We start from the raw sequence: 22013 nt of genomic DNA on the forward strand, positions 1-22013 counted from the left end.
CGCTTGCTGCTGGGTTGAAGATCAGAAGGCCAACATGAAATCACAGGGCACACGCACCTCGACACGCAATCAGCGCGGCGTGTACGCGGTCGAGTTCGCCCTGGTGTTTCTCATCCTGTTTGCGTTGATCTACGGAATCATCTGCTACGGGATGATCTTCACATTTCGCATGGGCTTGCAAAACGCGGCAGAGGACGGCGCGCGCGCGGCTCTGCAATATCAGAATACGGTGGATGGCCGCAGGCAACGGGCACAGACCGTGGCGGGGGTCCAAAGCAATTGGATGCCTTCCATCGTGAATCTGGCGCCGACTGCCAAAGTCTGCACCGTCGAAGACGGCAATTGCGTTGCGCCCAAATGCGGAACCACTTGGGTCATGCGTTGCCAGGTCGTGGTGACGATCACCGCAAGCAACCTTCGTGCGCTACTGCCGCCGCTTCCGAATTTCGCGGTTCCCGATCAGATCGTCGGCCAAGCCACCATGCTGCTCGACGGAAAGTCGCAATGACCACGATCAAGAGATCATCCCTGGGCAGAGGCTCGGCCAGGCAGCAGAGCGGCTTGGCCGCGATCGAGTTCGCGCTGGTGTTCGTAGCGCTTTTCCTTGCCGTTTACGGTGTTGCTTCGATCGGCGCAGTGCTATATGTACAACAGGTTGTTTCGCGCGCCGCCGAGGACGGTGCAAGAGCCGCCTTGCAACTGAGCCTCGATGTCGCGGCCAACGACAGCCGGGTCCAGTCCGCCGTTTACCAGTCCCTTGCATCGTCGTCGATCACGCCTTCCGCCGCGGGAAACTCCATTGCTTCGAAGTTCGCCTGGCTGAAATCCAATGTGCCCGCGAACCTGATCACCGTGGACCTTTCGGTTCCGACCCAGGTCACGGTGAAAGTCGCGTACCCCTATGGGAACAATCCCATCATTCCCCCGCTGCCATTCACGGGAATCACCACTCCCACCAACTTGCGGGGCAAGGCGACGACGGCCAAGCCCTTGCCTTGAGGTTTCTATGTGGCCACTCTTTCAAAGACACGCATCACATCGGAATCGGCAGCGTGGGTCCGTGCTCGTCAACGCGGCCATTGCGTTGAGCTTGATCGTCATCACGCTGGTCGGCACCGAGATCGGTTATCTGTTTTTTCTGAAAAGGGAATTCCAGAAGTCGGCCGACCTCGCGGCGCTGTCGGGAGCACAGGCACTCACCACGAGCAGTTGCACCGAAGCCGCGGCGGCCGCCATTTCCAATGCATCGCAGAACCTGCCAACGGGGTTTCAGCTGAGTTCGGGCGACGTGGTCTGCGGTCGTTGGGACCCATCGAGTATTCCGGGCCCCAAGTACTTCTCGGCAGGCGTAGCGCCTTTCAACGGCGTGCAGATCTCCTTGCAGAGAACACCTGCGATGCTGCTGACGGGAATATCGGGTGGCATTCAGCGCCAGATTCAAGTACAGGCACTTGCGGTCAAGGATGAACCGTCGGTTGTTTTCTCCGTGGGCGCCAAGCTCGTCGACGTGAGCCCGGGAGGTGCGCTGACTTCCATTCTGAAGATCGCTGGCGTGAATGTGAACAACGCCTGCGTCGGTTGCTACACAGGGCTCGTCACCGCCAATATCTCTCCCGGAGACTTACTGACGGCATTGGGAATACCGGTGAGCGCGGACCTGACGGTTGGCGGCTTGAACGCACTCCTGGCGGCCAAGAAGGTGAGCGTCGGGCAACTCGTCAACGTCATTGCGACCCTTGCCAATCAAAGCGGACTCCTGGCCGCCAACGCGCAGCTTCTCGGTGCCCTGGTAAATGCCGGCATCAATGTCGACTCCCTCCTCGTGCAAGTCGGCACCGATCCCGCCGCTACCGACGGCACCAGAGGCTTGTTCACGGTCATCACGGCACCCACGACTTCCGCGGCCTTGAACACCCAGATCAACGCCTTCGATCTTCTGAAGACGGCCCTCAGCGTAGGGACTTCGCAACACGCGGTGACGTTGAATCAGCAAGTGGGTGCGCTGGGACTCAGCGTCGAAGCACGCGTCATCGAACCGGCATCCATCGGTATCGGCGGTGTTGGCACGACGGCGTACAACTCGCAAATCAGAGTCTTCGCTTCCATCAACACGAATGCGAGCATCCTGGGTGGCATCCTGGGTGCCTTGGCCACCCAGATAACCCTTCCGATATCCATCGACATCGGCAACTCGCTCGGCACCGTAAAAAAAATCGACTGCAATTCGACGCCAACCAAGGCGACCATAGACGTGGATGCACCGCTTCTGGGGGCCTGCATCGGGCAGATCTCGTCCACCCAGGCGCTCTGGTCCAAGTCCAATGTCTGCCAGACCGATCTGCAGCCCATGTCCCTGGTCAAGATCCTGGGGGTGGATCTGCTGGCGGGGAAAGCATATTTGCCGGCACTTAACAACCCCAGCACGGTGGTCCTGTCTCCGGGCGACACCGTCACAACGGGGGGGAATCCTCTTGCCATCGGCACCACGGTTTCCACGCTCCTGAGTGACCTCTTGAAGCTGCTTCTCGGGAACCCGGGCATTGCCGGAACACCTGCGAACCGCCCCACAACGCCGGCCATTGCCGCTACGCTGGCGAATCACTACATTCCGACGACCACCGGCGCCACCATGAACCAAAGCGCAGTCGACGCTGTTCAAGCAGCCCTGACGGCCGACGGCTTGACATGGAATCGCCCTCTGCTCGGCATACTTTCTCAGTCGATGCCTTCCGAATGGGCCGGCAACGTAGCCAGCTGCAAGACTTCATTCACCGTTTATCAGACGTCCTGCGTTCGCTCCACGCTTGTCGACTCGCTGCAAACCGCGAATCAGAACGGGCTCCTGACTGGCATCCTGAGTGGTCTGGTGCAGCTCATTTCAGGCCTGCTCGGCGTCGGCGCTTCCGATGGCGGAACTCCTCTGCTGGCAGGCCTTCTTGGCCCACTGGTCAACCTGTTGCAGCCGGTTCTAGATGTTCTGGGCAAGTTCGTCTCCGATCTACTGCAGATGCTGCTTGGACTGCAGCTCGGACAAACCGACGTTCATCTGCATTCCATCAGCTGCCGCAATGCGAAGCTTGTCTATTGAAGAAGGCCGGAGCAAGTTGCCAATTTCCTATCGTTTCAAATGAGCTCTCCCGCCAATTTCGACGAACTCGACCTCTTTGTCTGGGAGGGCAAAGCCGACATCCTCGATCGCATCGCGCGTTGCATGGCGAGCTTCGACGTGGAGGTGATCCGGGCCGATGGCCTGCCGCCGCCTGCGCCCGAGCGCGGCGTTGCCATGCGGCCTTCCGTCGCCATCATCAGCGTCACCGTCATCGACGGCGGCGGGCTCGCGCATGCGACCGAACTGCTGCAGGGCATGCCGGTGATCTGGGTCGCGGCGGGCTCGCGCGAGCGCGACTCGCGCACTTATCCGCCCGAGTACCTGCACGTGCTGCCCTACGACTTCACCTGCGCCGAGTTGCGCACGATGGTCGCGAAGCTGGTGCGGCAGTTGCGTGCGCGCGAGGTGGCGCCGCAGGCGCCCGACGTGCTGGTGGCGCACTCCGACGCGATGAAGTCGCTGCTGGCCGAGGTGGGCGCTTTTGCCGACTGCGACCACAGCGTGCTGGTGCGCGGCGAAACCGGCGTGGGCAAGGAGCGCATCGCGCAGCAGTTGCACCTGGGGCACCAGCACTACAGCAAGGGCGCGTTCGTGGCGGTGAACTGCGGCGCGATTCCCGACGGGCTGTTCGAGTCGCTGTTCTTCGGCCATACCAAGGGCTCGTTCACCGGTGCCGTGCATGCGCACCGCGGCTATTTCGAGCAGGCCACGGGCGGCACGCTGTTCCTCGACGAAATCGGCGACCTGCCACGCTACCAGCAGGTGAAGCTGCTGCGCGTGCTCGAAGACAACGCGGTGACGCGGCTCGGGGCGACGGCACCGATCCGCGTCGACTTCCGCCTGGTGGCTGCGACCAACCGCAACCTGCGCGAGATGGTGGCGAGCGGGGAGTTTCGCGCCGATCTTTTCTATCGGCTCGCGGTGATCGAGCTGCATGTGCCCAGCCTCGAGGAGCGCGGCGAAGTCGACAAGATCGCGATCTTCAAGGCCCTGTTGAGCAATGTGCTCGGCGACGAGCTGGAGGCGCTCGGCGAGACGCCGCACTGGCTCAGCGATGCCGTGGCCGAGACCTACTTTCCGGGCAATGTGCGCCAGTTGCGCAACCTCGCGGAGCGCGTGGGCGTGATCGCGCGGCAGTTGCACAGCTGGGACCAGAACCTGATCCAGCGCGCGATCGCGCTGACGCGCGGCACGCCTGCACCGGCCATTTCCGCGGACCGCAACGGCGCGGGTGGTGGCGGCGGAATCGGGCTCGACGGCGGCAGCGACCGCAAGGGCTGGAACAGCGGCGAGCGCAACCGCATCATCGCGGCGCTCGAGGTCAACGACTGGAAGCGCCAGGACACCGCGCAGCACCTGGGCATCAGCCGCAAGGTGCTGTGGGAAAAGATGCGCAAGTACCAGATCCTCGACGGCGAACCCGGCATCCCCGAAGACGCCTGATCGCTCCGTCGCCAGCGGCGACGAGATCAGGGCGTCGAGAGACGAGGCGCCTTGCGCAGCGGCGGGTTCGCGCTAGCGGGGCCCGCGGCGCGCTCGACCACCGGCTCGCTCGCGCACGCGGTGTTGCTCGAGATGCAGAGCGCGGCCAGCAGGCCGTCTTCGGTCAACGCGGGCCGGCTCGGCGAACCGAAGAGCCTGTCGATCCAGTTGTTGGGGCCCACCGGGTCGATGCGCAGTTCGCCGGTGGTGCGCGCCAGGCGCAGTTCCGTGATGCGCAGGTCGAACACGCCGTCCACATAGTCGAACAGCAGCGTGTAGTAGTCGAGTTGCGCGTCGAGCACCTTGGGCAGGGTCTCGCGGCCGAACTCCATGAGGCGGCGGCGGCCGCGGAAGGCCTGGCCCGACGTGCTCACGGCCTCCATCAGCTGACGTTCGCGTTCACGGCCCGACACGGTGCGGGCCCACGACGCGGAGGTGAGTTCGAACAGGTTGAGCTTCACGCCCTCGAGCTTGGCTTCCTGGTTCGCGACTTCGGCCAGCGCGGACTTCAGCCGCAGTTGCCGGTCGAAGCCGTTGCCGAAGTTCCAGTTGAGTTCGAAGCCCGCGCGCGTCGGGTTCTGCGTCACGTCATTGGGGTCGCGGGTCTTGACGATGACGGCGTCCACGGTCGGGTACAGGCTCGCGTCCTGCTGGTCCGCCAGCGCCCTGGCACGTTCGATGCGGCCCTGGGCTTCGGCGATCTCGGTGCTGCGCGCCTCGGCGCGGCGCAGCGCTTCTTCCTGCGAGCCGATACGCCATTGCGGCGGCGCGGCGAGCACGGGCAGCGACTCGGCGTTGGGCGAGAACTTGAAGTAGTTGCGGAACTTGGCCATCGCCTCGTCGCGCTGCGCCTCGAAGTCGGACTCGCGCGCGGCCACGAGCGCGCGGCGCGACGCGGCCATATTGAGGTCGTTGTCGCCGGTCACGCCCAGCGCGACGCGGCGGGCCTCGGCCTTGGAGAGCTCGGCGACCACCTCGGTGGCCTTGTGCGCGATCTGCTTCTTGAGGTCGTAGCGCTGCACCTGCAGGTAGGCGGTCAGCGCGTCGAGCACCACTTTCTGCGAGGTGGTGACGACGGCCTCGTCGTCGGCCTGGTTGCCGGCTTCGGCGGCGCGCTGCGCGGCGCTCATGGCGCCGCCGTCCAGCAGGCTCATGCGGGCCTGGGCGGTGAGCACGGTGTAGCTCTGCGTCCTGGCGCCCGCCGCGCCGCTGTTGTAGTTGCCGGTGGTCGTGCCGAAGTTGAAGCGCGGGTAGCGCGCCTGCTTGGCGGCATCGACGCCGTAGCTGCTGGTGTTGGCCGCCGCCTGCGCAGTCTGCACCTCGGGGTAGTCCTGCGACAGCGCGATCAGCGCCTGCTTCACCTGCTGCGCGTAACTGGCCGCGCCGAGCGACGGCGCGGACAGGCGGCGCGCGAGCATGAGCACCGGCGGCGGCTCCAGCTGCGATTCCTGTTGTTGCTGCTGCTGTTCCTGCGCGAAGGCGGCGGGCGGCAGCGCGAAGCTGGCGCACAGCGCCGCGCACACGGCACCGGTGCCCGCGCGGCGCCGGCTGTTCAAGGGTGCGCTCCTCATGGCTCGCGGAAGGCTTCGCGCCGCAGCTTGAGCACCGGCCGCAGGATGTACCAGATGAACGGATCGGTGCCGACACGCAGGTCGACCTCCGACTCCATGCCGGCGGTGATGCGGTTCTCGTCGCGCCCCACGTGCGACTGCGACATGCTGATGAGCAGCCGGTAGTAGGGCGCGCCGTTCGAGATGGCGGGGTCGCGGTCGGCGTCTGCCGCCACCAGCTTGACCTTGCCGTCGACGGCGCCGTAGCGCAGGTAGTCGTAGGCGGTGATCTTCACGCGCGCGGTCTGCCCCACTTCGATGAAGCCGCGGTCGTTCGGGTTGAGCCGCGCCTCGACCATGATCTCGTCTTCGTCGGGCACCACTTCGAGAATCGATTCGCCGGGCTTCACCACCCAGCCGGGGCTGGAGTTGCGCAGGCCCTTGACGATGCCGTCGGAAGGCGCCTTCACCACCGTGCGCGAGCGTTGCGTGCGGGCACGCGCGAGGTCTTCGCTCAGGCTCGCGAACTGGCGCTCGACGGTGGCCAGTTCGTCCGATGCGCGGCGGCGGTATCGCCCTTCGGCCTCGGCCATCTTGGCCTGCGCCTCGGTGATGGCGGCGTCTGCCGAGACCACGCCCTGCCGCGCCACCGCAAGCTCGCTGCGCACGCTCTCGGCCTGGCGCCGCTTCTCGAGCACCTCGACCTGGCCCACCAGCTTCTCGCTGAGCAGCTGCTCGGAAATCTCGAGTTCCTTCTGCATCAGTTCGAGCCGGTCGCCGAGGCCCTTCACCTTGGCCTGCTGCTCCAGCTTCTTGCTGCGCGCCTGCTCCAGGCCCGACACCGCGCCCGCCATGACGCCGCGCTGCTCCAGCGCGCGCGCCTGGTAGGCGCCGGTCTCGCCCTCGAACACGCCTTCGTCGATGTCCTTGGCGAAGGACTCGCGGCGAAGCGGCTGGCCCCGGCTCTCGGCCATGAGGCGCACGCGCGTGGCCTGCGTGGCGGCATAGCGAGCCGTGAGTTCTTCCAGGTTCAGGCCGCTGCCGCCGAGGTCGATCTCCACCAGCGGCTGGCCGGTCTTGACCTTGTCGCCTTCCTTGACCAGCACGCTGCTGACGATGCCGCCTTCCAAGTGCTGGATGGACTTGACGCGGTCCGACGGGATCACGCGGCCCGGCGCGACGACCACGGTTTCCATGGGAAAGCCCAGGCCGACCAGTGCCAGCACCGCGACCGCCCCGCCGATGATCCATTGCCGCCGTCGTCCCTGCGGCGATGTCTGCGCCGCGCGCTTGTCCTGTTCGTCCTGCAGTATCTGCGGCAGATCTGATTTCAAAATTTGCGGCCCCCGTCGCTCGTCGTTTTCACGCCATGGAGCGGGTGGCCGCGGCCCCCGCGCTGTCTTCGCTGTCGCCCACCGCCACCAGCGGCTTCTTCACGCCGAACAGCTTGGGCACCATCACCGCCGCGGAGCCCTGTTCGACGTTGCCCTGCCCGGTCACGTGATAGACCACGGTGGCCGCCGAGACGATGCGCAGCGAATGCGTGACCACCACCACGGTGCGCACCTTGGCCACCGCCAGCATGGTGGCGAGCAGGTTGCGCTCGCTCTGGAAGTCGAGGTCGTTGCTGGGCTCGTCGAGCACCAGCACCGAGGGCTTGCGCAGGAAGCTCATGGCCAGCGCGAGCTTGCGTCGCTCGCCCACGGAGAAGCCGGTGCCGCCCTCGCCCACCACGGTGCGGTAGCCGTCGGGCAGGCGCGAGATGAAGTCGTGCGCGCCCGAGAGCTTGCAGGCCGCGACGATCTGCTCGTCGCTCTGGCCCGGCGCGCCGCGGCGCATCACGTCGACCAGCGCGCCGCCGAACCAGTAGACCTCTTGCGACAGATAGCTGATCCAGCGCGACAGCTCTTCGCGGCCGAACTGCGAGAGGTCGTATTCGCCGATGTTCACCGTGCCGCGCGTGGGCGTGTACAGGCCCGACACCAGCTTCACCAGCGTCGACTTGCCCGCGCCGTTGCGCCCGACGATCACGTGCAGGCCGCCGGGACCGATGTCGAGGTCGACGTTTTCCAGCACCGGCTGCTGTGCGTTCTGCGTGAAGCTGAAGCTCACGTCGCGCAGCGTGACGCGGCCCAGCGGCTGCGGCAGCTCCATGCCCGTGGGCGGCTTCTCGACCGGCTCGCGCAGCACGGTCTCGAGCCGCTTGGCGGCTTCCTTCGCGGTGGCCAGCGAGCGCCAGTTCGACACCAGCCCGGCCACCGGCTGCAGCGCCTTCAGGGCCAGCATGTTGGAAGCGACAAGGCCGCCCACCGTCATCCATTGCTCCATGACCGACACCGCGCCCACGGTGACGACGATGACGGAGAACACGGTGAGCAGCACGGTGGTGCCGTCGCGCGCGGTCTCGATCTGGCCGTTCTTGCTGAAGCTCTCGGTGAGCCACGCGTTGTAGGTCTGGCGCCACATCTCGATGGTGGGACCGTCGTTGGCCTGCGTCTTGAGCGTCTCGCGCGCATGGCAGATCTCCGAGGTGACGCGGTCCAGCCCGCGGCCGCGCTGCACTTCTTCCACGCGGCCGGTGCGCACTTCGTCGGCCCACCACCACGCCAGGAAAGACATGATGGCCAGGAACACGGCCACCACCGGCAGCACCGGCAGCGCGACGATGCCGATCACGATCAGCGCGAAGATGGCCATCGGCAGGTCGAAGATCGACTGTGCGAGCCCGCCGGTGACGGTGCCGCGCACCGAACCCACGTCGCGGAAGTACAGCTGCCACGACGACGCGGGCCGCGACTCCAATGCGCGCAGCGGGCGCGCGAGCATCGAGTTCAGCAAGGCGCCCGACACGCCGTGGTCGATGATGGCGCCCGCGTTGCGCAGCAGGCGCGAGCGCCGCGTGCGCAGCCAGAATTCGATGCACAGGAAGAAGAAGATGCCGCTCACCAGCGCGGCGAGCGTCGATGTGCCGCTGCGCGACAGCACGCGGTCGTACACCTGCAGCAGGAAGATCGAAGGCAGCAGCCCGAACAGGCTGATGGGGAGCGAGCGCCATGCCGCGCCCTTGACCAGCGGATAGGCCGCGCGAAACGCTTCATGCAGCGCACCCGCATAGGGGCTGGCACCAGGTTCGTCTGGCGTGTCGGCAACCAGTTGGCTGGGCAAGAGGAACTTGATCATGGGAAAAAGCCGATCCGTCGTGCAATGACGCCTGCCTCATTATCAACTGTTACCCAGCTGTTACAAGGCAAAAATTCACTCTGCAGGCGACTCAGCACACAGGCACGCGTACCTTCGACGGATTGGCTTTCACAGGCTGCTCCGGCCCCGGTTGCGCGGCGCTTCCCGTGACCGCGCAACCGGCCGGACTCCCTGACGTGACAGCTTTCGTTTGATGGGGCAAACCCTCTGCGAACACCAACGCGATGTTGGCGCACAACAGCATGCACAGCACCCACGCGCACAGCAGCTGGAGCCAGCCCAGCCACCATCGCCGCGGCGCTGCCGGTGCTTCATGGTCATAGGGCGAATGCAGGAGCGCGTTCCATCTCATGGCAGTGCTTTCAAGACCCGGGCAAGCCGGGAAAGACCGATGCCCGCCGAGCTCTTGGCCAGCACCCAGTCGCCTGGTTGCAGGAGGCCTCCGAGCGCGGTCGACAGATCGGAAACGTCGACGAACCAGTGCGAACGGACCTTGGTGCGAATGCGCGTGTGCAGCGCCCGCATCAGCGGGCCGCACAGCAGCACGCGATCGGGCTGCGAGGCCAGCAGTTCGGCCTCCAGGTCGAGGTGATGGCGCTGCGCCGCGGGGCCCAGCTCCTGCATGTCGCCGAGGATCGCCACGCGGCGGGCCGGCTCGCAGGGCGCCTGCGACAGCATCTCCAGCGCCGCGCGCATCGAGCTCGGGTTGGCGTCGTAGGTCTCGTCGATCAGCTTGAAGCTGCCGCCGCCGATGTGAATGGTGTGCAGCGCGCCGCGCCCGCCCGGCGGCTCGAAGTGCGCGAAGGGCTCGACCGCCGCGGCCAGCGGCAGACGCAGCGCCTGCAGCGCTGCGAGCGCGGCGATGGCGCTCGCGCCCATGTGGCGGCCCGGCGCATTGAGCCGCAGCTGGAAGGGCTCGCCCGCCACCAGCGCCTGCACTTCGCCGTGGTCGAAGGCGAGCAGGCGCACGTCGGCGTCCTTGTGCTCGCCATAGGTCACGATCTGCAGCTGCTGCGTCATCGCGGCTTCGGCGAAGGTCGCGAACTCGGGCATGTCGCGGTTCAGCACCACGCTGTCGCCGGGGCTCATCGATTGGAAGATGCGGCTGTCCAGCCGCGCGGCGGCCTCCGAAGGGCCGCGGTGTTTCTGCGACGCGGCCGACAGCCCCGTCACGACCACGAGCGAGGGCCGCACCAGTTGCGCCGAGGCCGGCATGTGGGAGGCGCCCATCTCCATCACCCAATAGGCCGCGTGCCGGGGCATGCAGGTCATGTTCCAGGCGATGCCTGAAGGCAGGCTGATGTTGCCTTCAGGCTGCGCGACTTCGCCCCACACGGTGAGCGCGCCGGCCAGCATGGCCGTGACGGTGCCGCTGCCGGCACCGCTGCCGAGCACGCCGCACACGCGGCCGGTGAACTCGCAGCGCGCATGGTCGCCCAGCAGCAGCACCGACTGCAGCACGTTCTGCACCTTCAGCACCGGCACGCGCTTGTCCAGGTGCGGCTTGGGGTCGGTGCACAGCACGGCGGCTGCCGGCTGCAGCACGCCCTTGAGCGTGACCGCCGCGAGCGGCACCTTCGACGGGCGCGTCTGGTGGTCGAACACCACGCGGCCCTTGCGCATGAAGGAGCGCTGCGTCACGCCGCTGGCGCGCCAGCCGTCCTCGGGCCTGACGACCCACTCGCCGCCGGTGACGCGCGCCATCTCGCTGGCGGTCCAGGCCGGGCCGTCGTCGCGCGCTCCGTTGCCTGGCGCACCGCCCGTGCCGTTGGCCGCGGCCAGTGAGCGGCGCTCCAGCAGGTAGCGGTGATAGGCCGCGAAGCCCGACACGTACTGCTCGACATCGTCGATGCGCACGCGGAACGAGTGATGCCGGATGAAGAAGGAACCGACCACGGTCGAAGGCCGGCGGAAGTACATCGCCATCTCGGGCCAGAAGAAGCCGTTGAGCAGGTAGTGCGCGCGGTAGTCGAGCGCGCGGTAGAACTTCTCGGTGTCCAGCTCGTCGAGCAGGTGCCGCATCGCGGGCATGCCTTCGAGCCGCTGCAGCATCTGCTGCGCGGCCAGCATGAGCTCCAGCAGCGTCGGAAACGTGGTCTTGCGGTCGAGCACGAAGTCCAGGTACCCGGCCACGTTCTGCAGCCCGAAGCGGAAGTACTTTTCCTGCGGGCTCCAGTGCGTGAGTTCGTTGACGCAGCAGCTGAGCCAGTGGTCGTGCGACTGCCAGTGCTGGCCCGCGATGAAATAGTCGAAGGCCTTCTCGACCACGGCCAGCCATTGCGGATCGCGCGTGAGGCTGTACAGGCGCATCAGGCCGTAGACCGCCTCGCCGTCGTAGTAGATGACGCGCGATGCCTGCTTGACCGTGAGGTCGGTCGCATGCAGCACGTGGTTGAAGCGGCCGGTGGCCGGGTCTTGCAGCGACGCGATGCCGAGCGCGAGCTTGTCGATCAGCGGCAGCCAGTGGCGCGTGTCCATCAGCTCGCAGTACTTCACCAGCGCGAGCACGCAGGCCGCGTTGCCGCCCAGCTTGATCTCGCCGCCGGTGTCGACCAGGAAAGCCGCCGCGCGTCCGTCGGCCAGCGTGTAGTCGCGGATCAGCCAGCTGGTGAGGTGATCGACCGCGCGGTCGATGGCCGCGCGCAGGGTCTCGTCGCGCGTGAGCTCCCATGCCTCGAGCATGGCGTAGACCGCGCTCGCGTGGCGCATGGCGTCGTAGGTCGGAATGCGGCGGTCGAAGCACGGGAAGTAGCCGTACACGAACAGGCCATCGCTCTGCACCTGGCGAGCAAGGTACGACGAGCCGCTGCGCACGAGGTCGAGCACCGACTGCGGGTTGAGCGCCGGCAGCTGCCGGCGGCCCGCGTCGAGCCCCGTGCCGACGAGCTTGTGCACCACGCCGTCGGGCTGGCAGAACACGCCCACCATCGCCAGCAGGTAGACCGGCTGCTCGGGGGGCATGTCCAGCGGCGGCGCGCGCTCGAAGCGGGCCAGGCCGTAGACCTCGAAGTTGCGCGGGTTCACCACCGAGTGCGCGATGGTCGAATCGCCGCACAGCATGGCGTTGGCATTGAGCTCCTGCTCGGTGAAAGCGAGCTCGAAGTCCTGGTCGAAGGCCAGGCCCAGGCGAAAGTAGTTGCGCTTGACCGCGGTGAGCTGGGTCTTGAACTGCACCCACTCCATGGGGCTGGCGCCTTCGACCCAGTCGATGCGCAGCCACGGCGACACGATGCCGCGCTCGCGCACCCAGCGCCCGACGGAGTCCGCGCCTTCGCGCCATGCCGTCTCGAAGTCGGCGGCGCGCGCATGCACCACGTGGGCACGCTGCGAGCCGTCGCTGACCGAGAAGAACAGCGTGAACGCCGGGTACGGGGCGGGCAATGCCGCGCACACCGACACCAGGCGTTCATGGCAGGCGTGGAGCTGATCCTGGAAAGACATCATGCGGCCCCGATCGAATGCGGGAAACCGGTCGCGCCCGTCATCTGCCCATGCCTCGACGTGTGCGCTGACCGGAAACTGCCGTCGAAGTCATCGAGTGGCACCGGCTTCAGCGGTAGCTGAATTCGGCGCGGCGATTGAGCTGATAGCCCTCCTCGGTGGTTGCGAGCGACGCGGGTTTCTCCGTGCCCCAGCTGATGGCTTCGATGCGCTCGGCCGGCACGCCCAGTTGCGTGAGGGCGCGTTGCACGGCGTCGGCGCGGCGCTGGCCGAGGGCCAGGTTGTATTCGCGGCCGCCGCGCTGGTCGGTGTTGCCTTCGATGACGACCCGGCTCGACGTCCGGTTGCGCATGTAGCTCGCGTGCGCCTCGACGATCTTCACGTACTCGGACTTGATGTTGTATTTGTCGAAGTCGAAGTAGACGATCTTGGAGACGCCCTCCGGGCCGTTCTGCACCGCCGGCGGCGGGGCGGGCTCCACCTTCGGCACCGCGCTCGCGGCCTTGTTCGAGTAGTAGTAGGTCGCGTCGTCGCGGCCAGTCTTGGGAGCCGCGCAGCCAACCAGGGTTGCCCCGAGAGCGACGATGGCCAGTATCCGGAAATTCTTTTTCATATCCAATCCTTTCGCGGGACAGGCCGTTGGCGGCCTGTCCCTGGTGCTTCAGCTCCCCACCCCTCCTTCTGCTGTTCTTGTGGATCAGCCCAACAGGCCGTGCAGGATGTTGGTCACCGGCGACAGCGCGCTGCCAGCCGGGCTGTGCTCCACCAGGCTCGTGATCGGGGTCACGACGTCGTTCACCAGCGGCGTGGTCACGTGCTCGACGGTGTTCACCACGCTGCTGACGACATCGGTCACCGGTGCGGCCGCATGGGAGGCGCCGGCCAGGATGTCGGTCACCGGCGCCGTCGCATCGGACACCGCATGGGTGACGTTCGAGGCGACCGAGCCGACGGTATCGGTGACGCCGCTGGCGACGCTCGTCACCGGCTGCAGGATGTTGGCCACCGGGCTGCTGCCGCCCAGCAGGCCACCGAGCAGTCCGCCGACGAGACCGTCGTTGCCCAGCAGGCTGCCGACCAGGCCGTCATTGCCGAGGACGCCGCCGAGTGCGCCGCCCGTGCCGCTGCCACCGCCCAGCAGACCGCCCACAAGGCCGTCGCTGCCGAGGACGCCACCGAGCAGGCCGCCTTCGCTGCCGCCGAGCACGCCACCCAGGACGCCGTGGTCGCCCAGCACACCGCCGAGCAAGCCGCCGTCGGTGCCACCGCCGAGCAGACCGCCCACGAGGCCGTCGTTGCCGAGGACACCACCGAGCAGACCGCCTTCGCTGCCGCCGAGCACGCCGCCCAGGACGCCGTGATCACCCAGCACACCGCCGAGCAAACCACCGTCGGTACCGCCGCCGAGCAGACCGCCCACGAGGCCGTCGTTGCCGAGGACACCGCCCAGCAGGCCGCCTTCGCTGCCGCCGAGGACGCCACCCAGAACACCGTGGTCGCCCAGCACACCGCCGAGCAAACCACCGTCGGTACCGCCGCCGAGCAGACCGCCTACGAGGCCGTCGTTGCCGAGGACGCCGCCGAGCAGACCGCCTTCGCTGCCGCCGAGGACACCGCCCAGCAGGCCACCGTCGGTGCCGCCAAGCACGCCACCCAGGAGACCGTGGTCACCACCGAGCACGCCGCCAAGCAGGCCGCCGTCAGTGCCACCGCCGAGCAGACCGCCCACGAGGCCGTCGTTGCCGAGGACACCGCCCAGCAGGCCGCCTTCGCTGCCGCCGAGGACGCCACCGAGCAGACCGCCGTCGCCGCCGAGCACACCGCCCAGCAAACCGTTGTCGCCCAGCACACCGCCGAGCAGGCCACCGTCGCCGCCGAGAACACCACCCAGCAGGCCGTTGTCACCCAGCACACCGCCGAGCAGGCCACCGTCACCGCCGAGCACACCGCCCAGCAGGCCGTTGTCGCCCAGCACACCGCCGAGCAGACCACCGTCGCCGCCGAGCACACCGCCCAGCAGGCCGTTGTCGCCCAGCACACCGCCGAGCAGACCACCGTCGCCGCCGAGCACGCCGCCCAGCAGACCGTTGTCACCCAGCACGCCGCCGAGCAGGCCACCGTCGCCGCCGAGCACACCGCCCAGCAGACCGTTGTCACCCAGCACGCCACCGAGCAGGCCACCGTCACCGCCGAGGACACCGCCCAGCAGACCGTTGTCACCCAGCACGCCGCCGAGCAGACCACCGTCACCGCCAAGGACGCCGCCCAGCAGACCGTCGTCACCCAGCACGCCACCGAGCAGGCCGCCGTCGCCACCAAGGACGCCGCCCAGCACGCCGCCATTCAGCAGGTTCGCCACGCCATCCGTGAGGTAGTCCACCTGCGTATCGACAGCGTGCAGCACCGCGGTCGTCGTGCCGGTGCCCAGCAGTTGATCGGTCAGCGGGCTCAGCAGGCCGCCGACGCCGCCGGTCACCTGGCTCACCACGCTGTCGACCGGGTCGAGCACGTTGGGGCTGTTCGCATTGAAGGACGTACCCAGCACCGGGCCGAGCAGGCCGTCGACCGTGTCGGTCAGGCTGTCCGTGAGACCGACCACCGGGGTGAGCACGTCGCCCAGGCCCAGGTCGCCGAGAACGCCGTGGTTCAGGCCGTTGGCCACGCTGCCCACGATGCTGTCGACCGGGTCGAGCAGCGCGGCGCCGGTGCCCGGCGTGCCGCCGTTGCCGATGCCGCCCAGCACGCCGCCGAGCACGCCACCCAGCAGGCCGTCGTTGCCCAGCAGGCCACCCACCACACCGTCGTTGCCGAGGAGGCCGCCGACCAAGCCGTCCGGCCCGAGCAGGCCGCCGCCGAGACCACCGCTGCCGAGCACGCTGCCCAGGCCGCTGTCGCCCAGCAGGCCGCCGACGAGGCCGTCGTTGCCGAGCAGGCCGCCCACCGGGCCGTCGCTGCCCAACAGGCCGCCGACCAGGCCGTTGTCGCCAAGCACGCCGCCGAGCAGGCCGTCGTTGCCCAGCAGGCCTCCGACCACACCGTCGTTGCCGAGCACGCCACCAAGCAGGCCGTCGCCGCCCAGGAGGCCGCCCACCACGCCGTTGTCGCCGAGCAGGCCACCCAGCAGGCCGTCGTTGCTCAGCAGGCCGCCCAGCGCGCCGTTGTCGCCCAGCAGGCCGTCGACCACGCCCTTGTCGCCGAGCAGGCCGCCGAGGGCACCGCCCAGCAGGCCGTTGTCGCCGCCGAGCAGGCCGCCCAGCGGGCTGTCGGTGATCAGGCCGCCGACCACGCCGTGCTCGCCGAGCAGGCTGTCGACCAGGCCGCCGTGACCCAACAGCTGGCCGGTGAGGCCGCCGCTGCCCAGCACGTTGGACAGCGTGCCGTCGCCGCCCAGCAGGCCGCCGACCAGGCCGTCGTCGCCGAGCAAGCCGCCGACCGCGCTGCCTTCGCCGAGCAGGCCGCCCAGCAGGCCGTGGTCACCGAGCAGGCCGCCGGTGAGGCCGCCGACGGCGCCCTTGTCACCCAGCAGGCCGCCCACGAGGCCGTCGCTGCCCAGCACTTCGCCGAGCAGGCCGCCCACGGCACCCTTGTCGCCCAGCAGGCCACCGACCAGGCCGTCCTGGCCGAGCAGGCCGCCGACCAGGCCCTTGTCGCTGAGCAGGCCGGACACGAGGCTGCCTTCACCCAGCACGTTGCCGAGCACGTCGCCGATGACGCCGTCCTTGCCCAGCAGCTGGTCGGTCACGCCGCCCAGGCCCAGGGCACCGGTCAGGCCGCTCACGATGCCGTGGTCGCCGATGAGGTTCTCCAGGCCGTTGTGCAGCGCGTCGGTCAGGTAGTCGACCTGATGGTTCAGCGAGCCGAGGATCTGGTTGGTGGCGCCGGCGCCCAGCAGGCCGTCGAGCGCCGGGCTCAGCGCGCCGCCCAGCAGATGGGTGACGCTGGCCACGGTGTTGTCGACCGGGTCGAATTCGTTGGGGTTGTTGGGCGTGAAGGTGCTGCCGAGCAGCGGGGCCAGCACGTCGTCCAGGACGTCGGTCAGGCCGTCGACCGCATGGGTCACGGGCGTGAGCGCACCGCCGAGGCCGAGCGCGCCGCTCACGCCGTCGACGACATGGTTGACGAGGCCGTCGCCCGGATCGAGGAGGTGGTCGCCATCGGCGTCTGCGTCTGCATCGGCGTCCGCATCTGCGTCGGCATCTGCATCCGAGTCGGCGTCCGCATCGGCGTCAGCGTCCGAATCGGCATCCGCGTCGGCGTCCGAATCCGAGTCGGCGTCTGCGTCGGCATCCGAGTCAGCATCGGCGTCTGCATCCGAATCGGAGTCGGCGTCAGCGTCCGCGTCCGAGTCGGCATCTGCATCGGCGTCAGCGTCGGCATCTGCATCCGAGTCGGCGTCCGCATCGGCGTCCGCGTCCGAGTCGGCATCCGAATCCGCGTCGCCGTCCGCATCGGCATCCGAGTCCGCGTCGGAGTCGGCATCCGCATCGGAGTCCGGGGTGGTGGGCGTCGTCGGGGTCGTGGGCGTGGTCGGGTCGCCGGAAGAAACGAGCAGCGGAATGCCGGCCGCGCCGCCACCGCCACCACCGCCGAGCGCGGCGCCCAGTGCCGCGGCACCCAGGGCGCCCAGCGCGAATTCACCCAGGCCGATGCCGCTGCCGGCAGCGAGCTTCTTGGTCACGGCCAGCGCGGCCGCATCGGCGTCGCTGTCGGGCGGGGTCACTTGCAGGTCGCCCGAGGCGACATCCACGTTCACTTGTTCGAGGCCGCCGGGCAGCTTGGTCGAGCCGATGGTGGCGTCGGTGCCGCCGGTGAAGACGCCGGCCAGCGGCGCCTTGTTGGTGGCGGAGCCGGGGAACATGACGTTGGCGTGGCCGTCTTGCGGCACGATCACGCGGTCACCGGCAACCAGGGTCTGATTGCCATCGACCGGAATGCGGACACCGTCGCGCATCACGGCGACGCCGGGCGTGGCATTCGATAATGTCCCGATGCTGGCCGGGCCGGCCGCGGCAGCGGGCGCCGCCGAACTCATCGCGCCGGGCGTGCCGAGCGGAGTAACGGTGGCCTGGGCAATAACAACAGGAGCTGCGCCATCGGCGGCAAGTCCTACGGTCGAAACGGTCGATGCTTGTGGAGCGTTCATGGCAGCCTCTGTGACAAAAGATGCCTACTCAGGGGCAACTAGCGTGCCGCTTTCGTCCAGCCCCGTGCCAAGCCCATCGCCGACGCCGCAACCTGTTGATTTATATGGATATTTTTCTTTTCAGCGGCCTGCCAGCCATGTGTGGAAACAGCTCGTAAGCAGGTCATTTCGCGATTCGTTACGTTACGGTGTAACGGTTCGTACCCGGAACGCCGGACACATCGAGCCGCTGCAAAAGCAGTCTTTCGGCTGACTTCCGACCCTCCCCGCCTTCCCTACCCTTCCCGCACCTATCTATATATGTTCAATCCCTCCCAGGAAGACGTGCGCCGCTTCTTCTGCGACGTGTACGCCAAGCACCGGCAGGGCTTGCCGATGGAAGCGCTCGAGACCATCGCCGCCGGCTGGATCGACCAGCACCCCGAGTACCACGAAGACCTGGCCGACGCCGACGCGGCGGTCGCGCGGGTCTACGACGGATCGAACGGGCGCGAGAACCCGTTCCTTCATCTGTCGATGCACCTGTCGATCAGCGAGCAATGCTCCATCGACCAGCCGCGCGGCATTCGCCAGGCCGTCGAGTTGCTGGCCGCGCGCCGCGGTTCGCTGCTGCATGCGCACCACGAGGCGATGGATTGCCTTGGCCAGATGATGTGGGAGAGCCAGCGCGCCGGCCGGCCGCCGGACGGCGAAGGCTACGTCGCCTGCGTGCAGCGCCGCGCGACGAAGGACTGACTAGCCGGAACCGCCGGCCCGGGGCTTGCGCCTGGCCTTCGGCGGCACCGCCCCCTGCTCCCTGGCCGCCTCCCGCAGCAGCACGGCCATCGCGGCGCGCAAGGCCGAGGGCTCGGCATCGCTGCGCTGCAGCAAACCGACCGGCTCCTCGGTGCCCGCCGTCTCGATGCGCAGTTGCACCAGCCGCCCGTCGGCCAGTTCGCCACGCGCGGCGCCCAGCGGCGTGATCCACACCGCGTCGGACACCGCCACCAGCGCGCGCGCCACCGCCACGTCGAGCGTCTGCAGCGCGTTGGTCGGCAGCACGAGGCCGCGTGCCGACAGGAAGCTCTCGGTGTTGTGGCGCGGGATCGTGCCCTCGCCGTACACCACCAGCGGATAGCCCAGCACCGCCTGCACCGACGCCGCCTTCAGCGCGAGCGGATGCCCCGCCCGCACCGCGAACACCAGCGGCTCGGTGTGCAGCAGCTCGAAGCTCAGGCCGCCCATCAGCCGCGGATCGCTCATGCGGCCGACCACCAGGTCGAGCTCGCCCGCGCGCAGCTCGTCGAGCAGGGCCGCGTTGGCGGCGCTCTTCACCACGATCTGCACCTGCGGCCAGCCGTCGCGCAGGCGCGCCAGCGCCTGCGGCAGCAACGCCGGCGCCACGCTGGGCAACGCGCCGATGCGCAGCCGCTCGATGCGCCCGCCCGCCGCCGGCGCCACCGCCTGCGCGCTGGCATCGAGCGCCTCGAGCACGCGCAGCGCGTGCGCCAGCAGCTGCTCGCCGGCCGCCGTGAGCCCCTGCACGCCGCGCCGGCCGGCCTTGCTGCGCTCCACCAGCCGGGTGCCGACGATGGCCTCGAGCTCGGACAGCGTCTTCGACACCGCCGGCTGGCTCAGCGCCAGCCGCTCGGCCGCGCGCGCAAGATGCCGCTCCTGCGCCACGGCCACGAGGCAGCGCAGATGGCGCAGCTGCACGTTGCGCACGAAGTCCTGGCGAAGATCGGTGGGGTTTTTCAATTCCTGATGGTTATTGAGAACGGAGCAATCTTCAATTTACATCATCGAATGAGGCTTCGAGAATCTGGGCTTCCGGATTCGTCCCACGACAGGAGACAACGTTCATGTTGACCAAGACCAAGGGCTCTTCGCCCATCCTCACCCCGCGCGACTGGGAAGCCCACCCCAGCTACGTGTACCCCGGCTACAAGTCCACCGTGAAGCGCGGCCCGCAGAAGCCGCTGATTCCGCTGAAGGCCTCGCTCGGCGAGTTGCAGCAGCCGGTGTACGGCCACGACAGCATTGGCGAGTTCGACCACGACCTCACGCGCAACGCGCGCAAGAACGGCGAGCCGCTGGGCGAACGCATGATCCTCACGGGCCGCGTGCTCGACGACCGCCGCCGCCCGGTGGCCAACACGCTGGTCGAACTGTGGCAGGCCAACGCCTCGGGCCGCTACGTGCACAAGGTCGACCAGCACGATGCGCCGCTGGACCCCAACTTCCTGGGCGCTGGCCGCTGCCTGACCGACAGCGAAGGCCGCTACCGCTTCCTCACCATCAAGCCCGGCGCCTACCCCTGGGGCAACCATCCGAACGCCTGGCGTCCGCAGCACATCCACCTGTCGCTGTTCGGCCAGAGCTTCGCGAGCCGCCTGGTCACACAGATGTACTTCCCCGGCGACCCGCTGCTGCAGTACGACCCGATGGTCACCGGCACGCCCGAGCGCTACCGCAACCGCCTGATCGCCGACTTCAGCCTCGACATCACCGAAGAAGGCTACGCACTGGGCTACCAGTTCGACATCGTGCTGCGCGGCGCCGACGAAACGCCGTTCGAAAACCGCTGAGCCAGGAGACACACATCATGCTGATGACCGCACAGGAAGCCGACTTCGGCCAGACCCCCTCGCAGACCGTGGGCCCCTACTTCGCCTACGGCCTCACCGCCACGCAGTACGGCTACGACTTCGACCAGCCCTTCGACGCGGTGCTCGCGCTCGACAAGGCCTCCGGCCAGCGCATCCGCCTCGAAGGCCGCGTGATCGACGGCGACGGCAACCCGATCAACGACGCGCTGGTCGAGATCAGCCAGCCCGACGGCGAGGGCCGCTATCCGCAGACGCCCGAAGAAGCACGCGCCATTGGCTTTCGCGCCTTCGGCCGCGTCGGCACCGGCACTACCGAAGGCAACCGCTTCGTGTTCCACACCGTCAAGCCCGGCGCCGAGTCACCCGGCGAAGCACCGCACATCAACGTGATCGTGCTGATGCGCGGCCTGCTGCTGCATGCTTTCACGCGCGTGTACTTCAGCGACGAGGCGCCGGCCAACGCGAAGGACGCCGTGTTCAACAGCGTGCCCGCCGAGCGCCGCCAGACGCTGGTCGCCGAGCGCGTGGAGCACGGCGGTGCCGTGACCTACCGCTTCGACATCCGCATGCAGGGCGCGGACGAGACGGCCTTCTTCGACATCTGATCTCCGGGAAATCCCGGACAAAAAAATGCCCGCTCGCAGCGGGCATTTTTGTTTTGCGGCAACGCTGCTTATTCGGCGCCGTGGTGGATGCGCGACTCGGGCACGGTCTTCAGTTCGCCAGGCAGCGAGCTGATGTAGGTGGCCAGCGTCTTGAGCTCGGCCGTGGTGAACTTCTTCTCTTCGACCTGCTGGCCCATCACCGCGTTCGAGCGGCCGAGGTGCGGATTGTTCTTCACGCGGTACGACTTGAGCGCGACGAACAGGTAGTCGGCATGCTGGCCGGCCAGCTTGGGCACGGTGCCGTCGTTGGGCGTGTTGAAGTTGGCGCCGTGGCACTTGGTGCAGCTGTTGTCGGCGTTGCGGGTGATGAGCGCCTCGACGTTGGCGGGCGTGGCCTTGGCCAGCGTGGCGGGCGGTGCGCCGCCGTCCTTCAGGCCGAGCTGGCTGTAGTAGGCCGCGAGGTCGGCGATATCTTGTTCGGTGAGCGTGTCGGCAATGGCACGCATGGTGGGGTGCTTGCGGTCGCCGCCCTTGTACGCGGTGAGCGCGGCCGTGATGTAGGTGGCGCTCTGGCCAGCGATCATCGGCACCTTGTGAATCTCCGGGAAGCTGGCCTGGTAGCCGATGATGCCGTGGCAGCCCACGCACATGGCTACCTTCTTTGCTCCGTCCTGGGCCTTGCCAGTGACTTGTTGGGCTTCAGCCGAGACCGTCACGCAAGCGACAGCAAGGGCAAACATCGTGGTCAACAACTTGTTCATTTTGCGCGCACAATCTCGTGGAGAGTACAGTTTTTCGGATCAACATTCGATTATATGCAGGGGTCCCCTGGAACCCTGTGCAGGCCAACCCTGAGGCCGCACGACGCAGATCGAGTGTGTTCTTTTCTCCACC

The 22013-nt window shown here is 67.8% G+C and carries 15 protein-coding genes; 7 read left to right on the forward strand and 8 right to left on the reverse strand.

Going from position 1 to position 22013, the window contains the following annotated elements; all coding sequences use genetic code 11:
* Positions 1-34 precede the first annotated feature (34 nt).
* The 4 genes from L3V85_RS28835 (at position 35) to L3V85_RS28850 (ending at position 4552) form a co-directional block, all read left to right on the forward strand.
* On the forward strand, positions 35-508 hold the full coding sequence (locus L3V85_RS28835; protein ID WP_237676060.1) for a TadE/TadG family type IV pilus assembly protein: 474 nt from the start codon (positions 35-37) through the stop codon (positions 506-508).
* Positions 505-999: a TadE/TadG family type IV pilus assembly protein gene (locus tag L3V85_RS28840; protein ID WP_237676061.1), complete on the forward strand. Its 495-nt coding sequence runs from the start codon at positions 505-507 to the stop codon at positions 997-999. The genes L3V85_RS28835 and L3V85_RS28840 overlap by 4 nt, the downstream gene beginning before the upstream one ends.
* Positions 1000-1060: 61 nt before the next feature.
* The gene (locus L3V85_RS28845) at positions 1061-3088 is read left to right on the forward strand and encodes a TadG family pilus assembly protein (protein WP_237676062.1); all 2028 of its coding nucleotides are present in this window, start codon (positions 1061-1063) and stop codon (positions 3086-3088) included.
* A 39-nt stretch (positions 3089-3127) separates the two neighbouring features.
* Positions 3128-4552 (forward strand): sigma 54-interacting transcriptional regulator, encoded by a 1425-nt coding sequence (locus L3V85_RS28850; protein WP_237676063.1) that lies wholly within the window; start codon positions 3128-3130, stop codon positions 4550-4552.
* Between the two features lie 26 nt (positions 4553-4578).
* Here L3V85_RS28850 and L3V85_RS28855 read toward each other — a convergent pair whose 3' ends face one another.
* The 6 genes from L3V85_RS28855 to L3V85_RS28880 form a co-directional block, all read right to left on the reverse strand.
* Positions 4579-6147, reverse strand: coding sequence for a TolC family protein (locus L3V85_RS28855; RefSeq protein WP_237676064.1), 1569 nt, complete (start codon positions 6145-6147; stop codon positions 4579-4581).
* 11 nt (positions 6148-6158) lie between these two features.
* Entirely contained in the window at positions 6159-7475 is a 1317-nt protein-coding gene (locus tag L3V85_RS28860) for an HlyD family type I secretion periplasmic adaptor subunit (RefSeq protein ID WP_237676065.1), read from the reverse strand.
* Between the two features lie 28 nt (positions 7476-7503).
* Positions 7504-9321, reverse strand: coding sequence for a peptidase domain-containing ABC transporter (locus tag L3V85_RS28865; protein WP_237676066.1), 1818 nt, complete (start codon positions 9319-9321; stop codon positions 7504-7506).
* Between the two features lie 369 nt (positions 9322-9690).
* On the reverse strand, positions 9691-12786 hold the full coding sequence (locus L3V85_RS28870) for a Mur ligase family protein (protein WP_237676067.1): 3096 nt from the start codon (positions 12784-12786) through the stop codon (positions 9691-9693).
* Positions 12787-12892: 106 nt separating this feature from the next.
* Positions 12893-13396 (reverse strand): peptidoglycan-associated lipoprotein Pal, encoded by a 504-nt coding sequence (gene pal, locus L3V85_RS28875; protein ID WP_237676068.1) that lies wholly within the window; start codon positions 13394-13396, stop codon positions 12893-12895.
* A gap of 84 nt (positions 13397-13480) precedes the next feature.
* On the reverse strand, positions 13481-17926 hold the full coding sequence (locus L3V85_RS28880; RefSeq protein WP_237676069.1) for a hypothetical protein: 4446 nt from the start codon (positions 17924-17926) through the stop codon (positions 13481-13483).
* Positions 17927-18226: 300 nt separating this feature from the next.
* Between L3V85_RS28880 and L3V85_RS28885 the strand changes: the two genes are divergently transcribed.
* Positions 18227-18661, forward strand: a complete 435-nt coding sequence (locus L3V85_RS28885; RefSeq protein ID WP_081271722.1) for a DUF1841 family protein — start codon at positions 18227-18229, stop codon at positions 18659-18661.
* Here the strand turns inward: L3V85_RS28885 and L3V85_RS28890 are convergent, their stop codons facing one another.
* Positions 18662-19663 carry a LysR substrate-binding domain-containing protein gene (locus tag L3V85_RS28890; protein WP_237676070.1) on the reverse strand — a complete coding sequence of 334 codons (1002 nt, stop codon included), beginning with the start codon at positions 19661-19663 and terminating at the stop codon, positions 18662-18664.
* 104 nt (positions 19664-19767) lie between these two features.
* Between L3V85_RS28890 and pcaH the strand changes: the two genes are divergently transcribed.
* Together pcaH and pcaG are read left to right on the forward strand one after the other, a co-directional pair.
* Positions 19768-20493, forward strand: a complete 726-nt coding sequence (gene pcaH, locus L3V85_RS28895; RefSeq protein WP_237676071.1) for a protocatechuate 3,4-dioxygenase subunit beta — start codon at positions 19768-19770, stop codon at positions 20491-20493.
* A 17-nt stretch (positions 20494-20510) separates the two neighbouring features.
* Positions 20511-21119, forward strand: a complete 609-nt coding sequence (pcaG, locus tag L3V85_RS28900) for a protocatechuate 3,4-dioxygenase subunit alpha (RefSeq protein ID WP_237676072.1) — start codon at positions 20511-20513, stop codon at positions 21117-21119.
* Between the two features lie 68 nt (positions 21120-21187).
* Here pcaG and L3V85_RS28905 read toward each other — a convergent pair whose 3' ends face one another.
* Positions 21188-21880 carry a c-type cytochrome gene (locus L3V85_RS28905; RefSeq protein ID WP_237676073.1) on the reverse strand — a complete coding sequence of 231 codons (693 nt, stop codon included), beginning with the start codon at positions 21878-21880 and terminating at the stop codon, positions 21188-21190.
* Positions 21881-22013: the final 133 nt, after the last annotated feature.

This window comes from Variovorax paradoxus (assembly GCF_022009635.1).
Classification (GTDB): Bacteria; Pseudomonadota; Gammaproteobacteria; order Burkholderiales; family Burkholderiaceae_C; genus Variovorax.

Bases quoted from the DNA above. Each gene is read 5' to 3' on its own strand.
- L3V85_RS28835 (WP_237676060.1), top strand. From the start codon at position 35: ATGAAATCACAGGGCACACGCACCTCGACACGCAATCAGCGCGGCGTG.
- L3V85_RS28840 (WP_237676061.1), top strand. From the start codon at position 505: ATGACCACGATCAAGAGATCATCCCTGGGCAGAGGCTCGGCCAGGCAG.
- L3V85_RS28850 (WP_237676063.1), top strand. From the start codon at position 3,128: ATGAGCTCTCCCGCCAATTTCGACGAACTCGACCTCTTTGTCTGGGAG.
- L3V85_RS28865 (WP_237676066.1), bottom strand. From the start codon at position 9,321: ATGATCAAGTTCCTCTTGCCCAGCCAACTGGTTGCCGACACGCCAGAC.
- L3V85_RS28870 (WP_237676067.1), bottom strand. From the start codon at position 12,786: ATGATGTCTTTCCAGGATCAGCTCCACGCCTGCCATGAACGCCTGGTG.
- pal (WP_237676068.1), bottom strand. From the start codon at position 13,396: ATGAAAAAGAATTTCCGGATACTGGCCATCGTCGCTCTCGGGGCAACC.
- L3V85_RS28880 (WP_237676069.1), bottom strand. From the start codon at position 17,926: ATGAACGCTCCACAAGCATCGACCGTTTCGACCGTAGGACTTGCCGCC.
- L3V85_RS28885 (WP_081271722.1), top strand. From the start codon at position 18,227: ATGTTCAATCCCTCCCAGGAAGACGTGCGCCGCTTCTTCTGCGACGTG.
- pcaH (WP_237676071.1), top strand. From the start codon at position 19,768: ATGTTGACCAAGACCAAGGGCTCTTCGCCCATCCTCACCCCGCGCGAC.
- pcaG (WP_237676072.1), top strand. From the start codon at position 20,511: ATGCTGATGACCGCACAGGAAGCCGACTTCGGCCAGACCCCCTCGCAG.
- L3V85_RS28905 (WP_237676073.1), bottom strand. From the start codon at position 21,880: ATGAACAAGTTGTTGACCACGATGTTTGCCCTTGCTGTCGCTTGCGTG.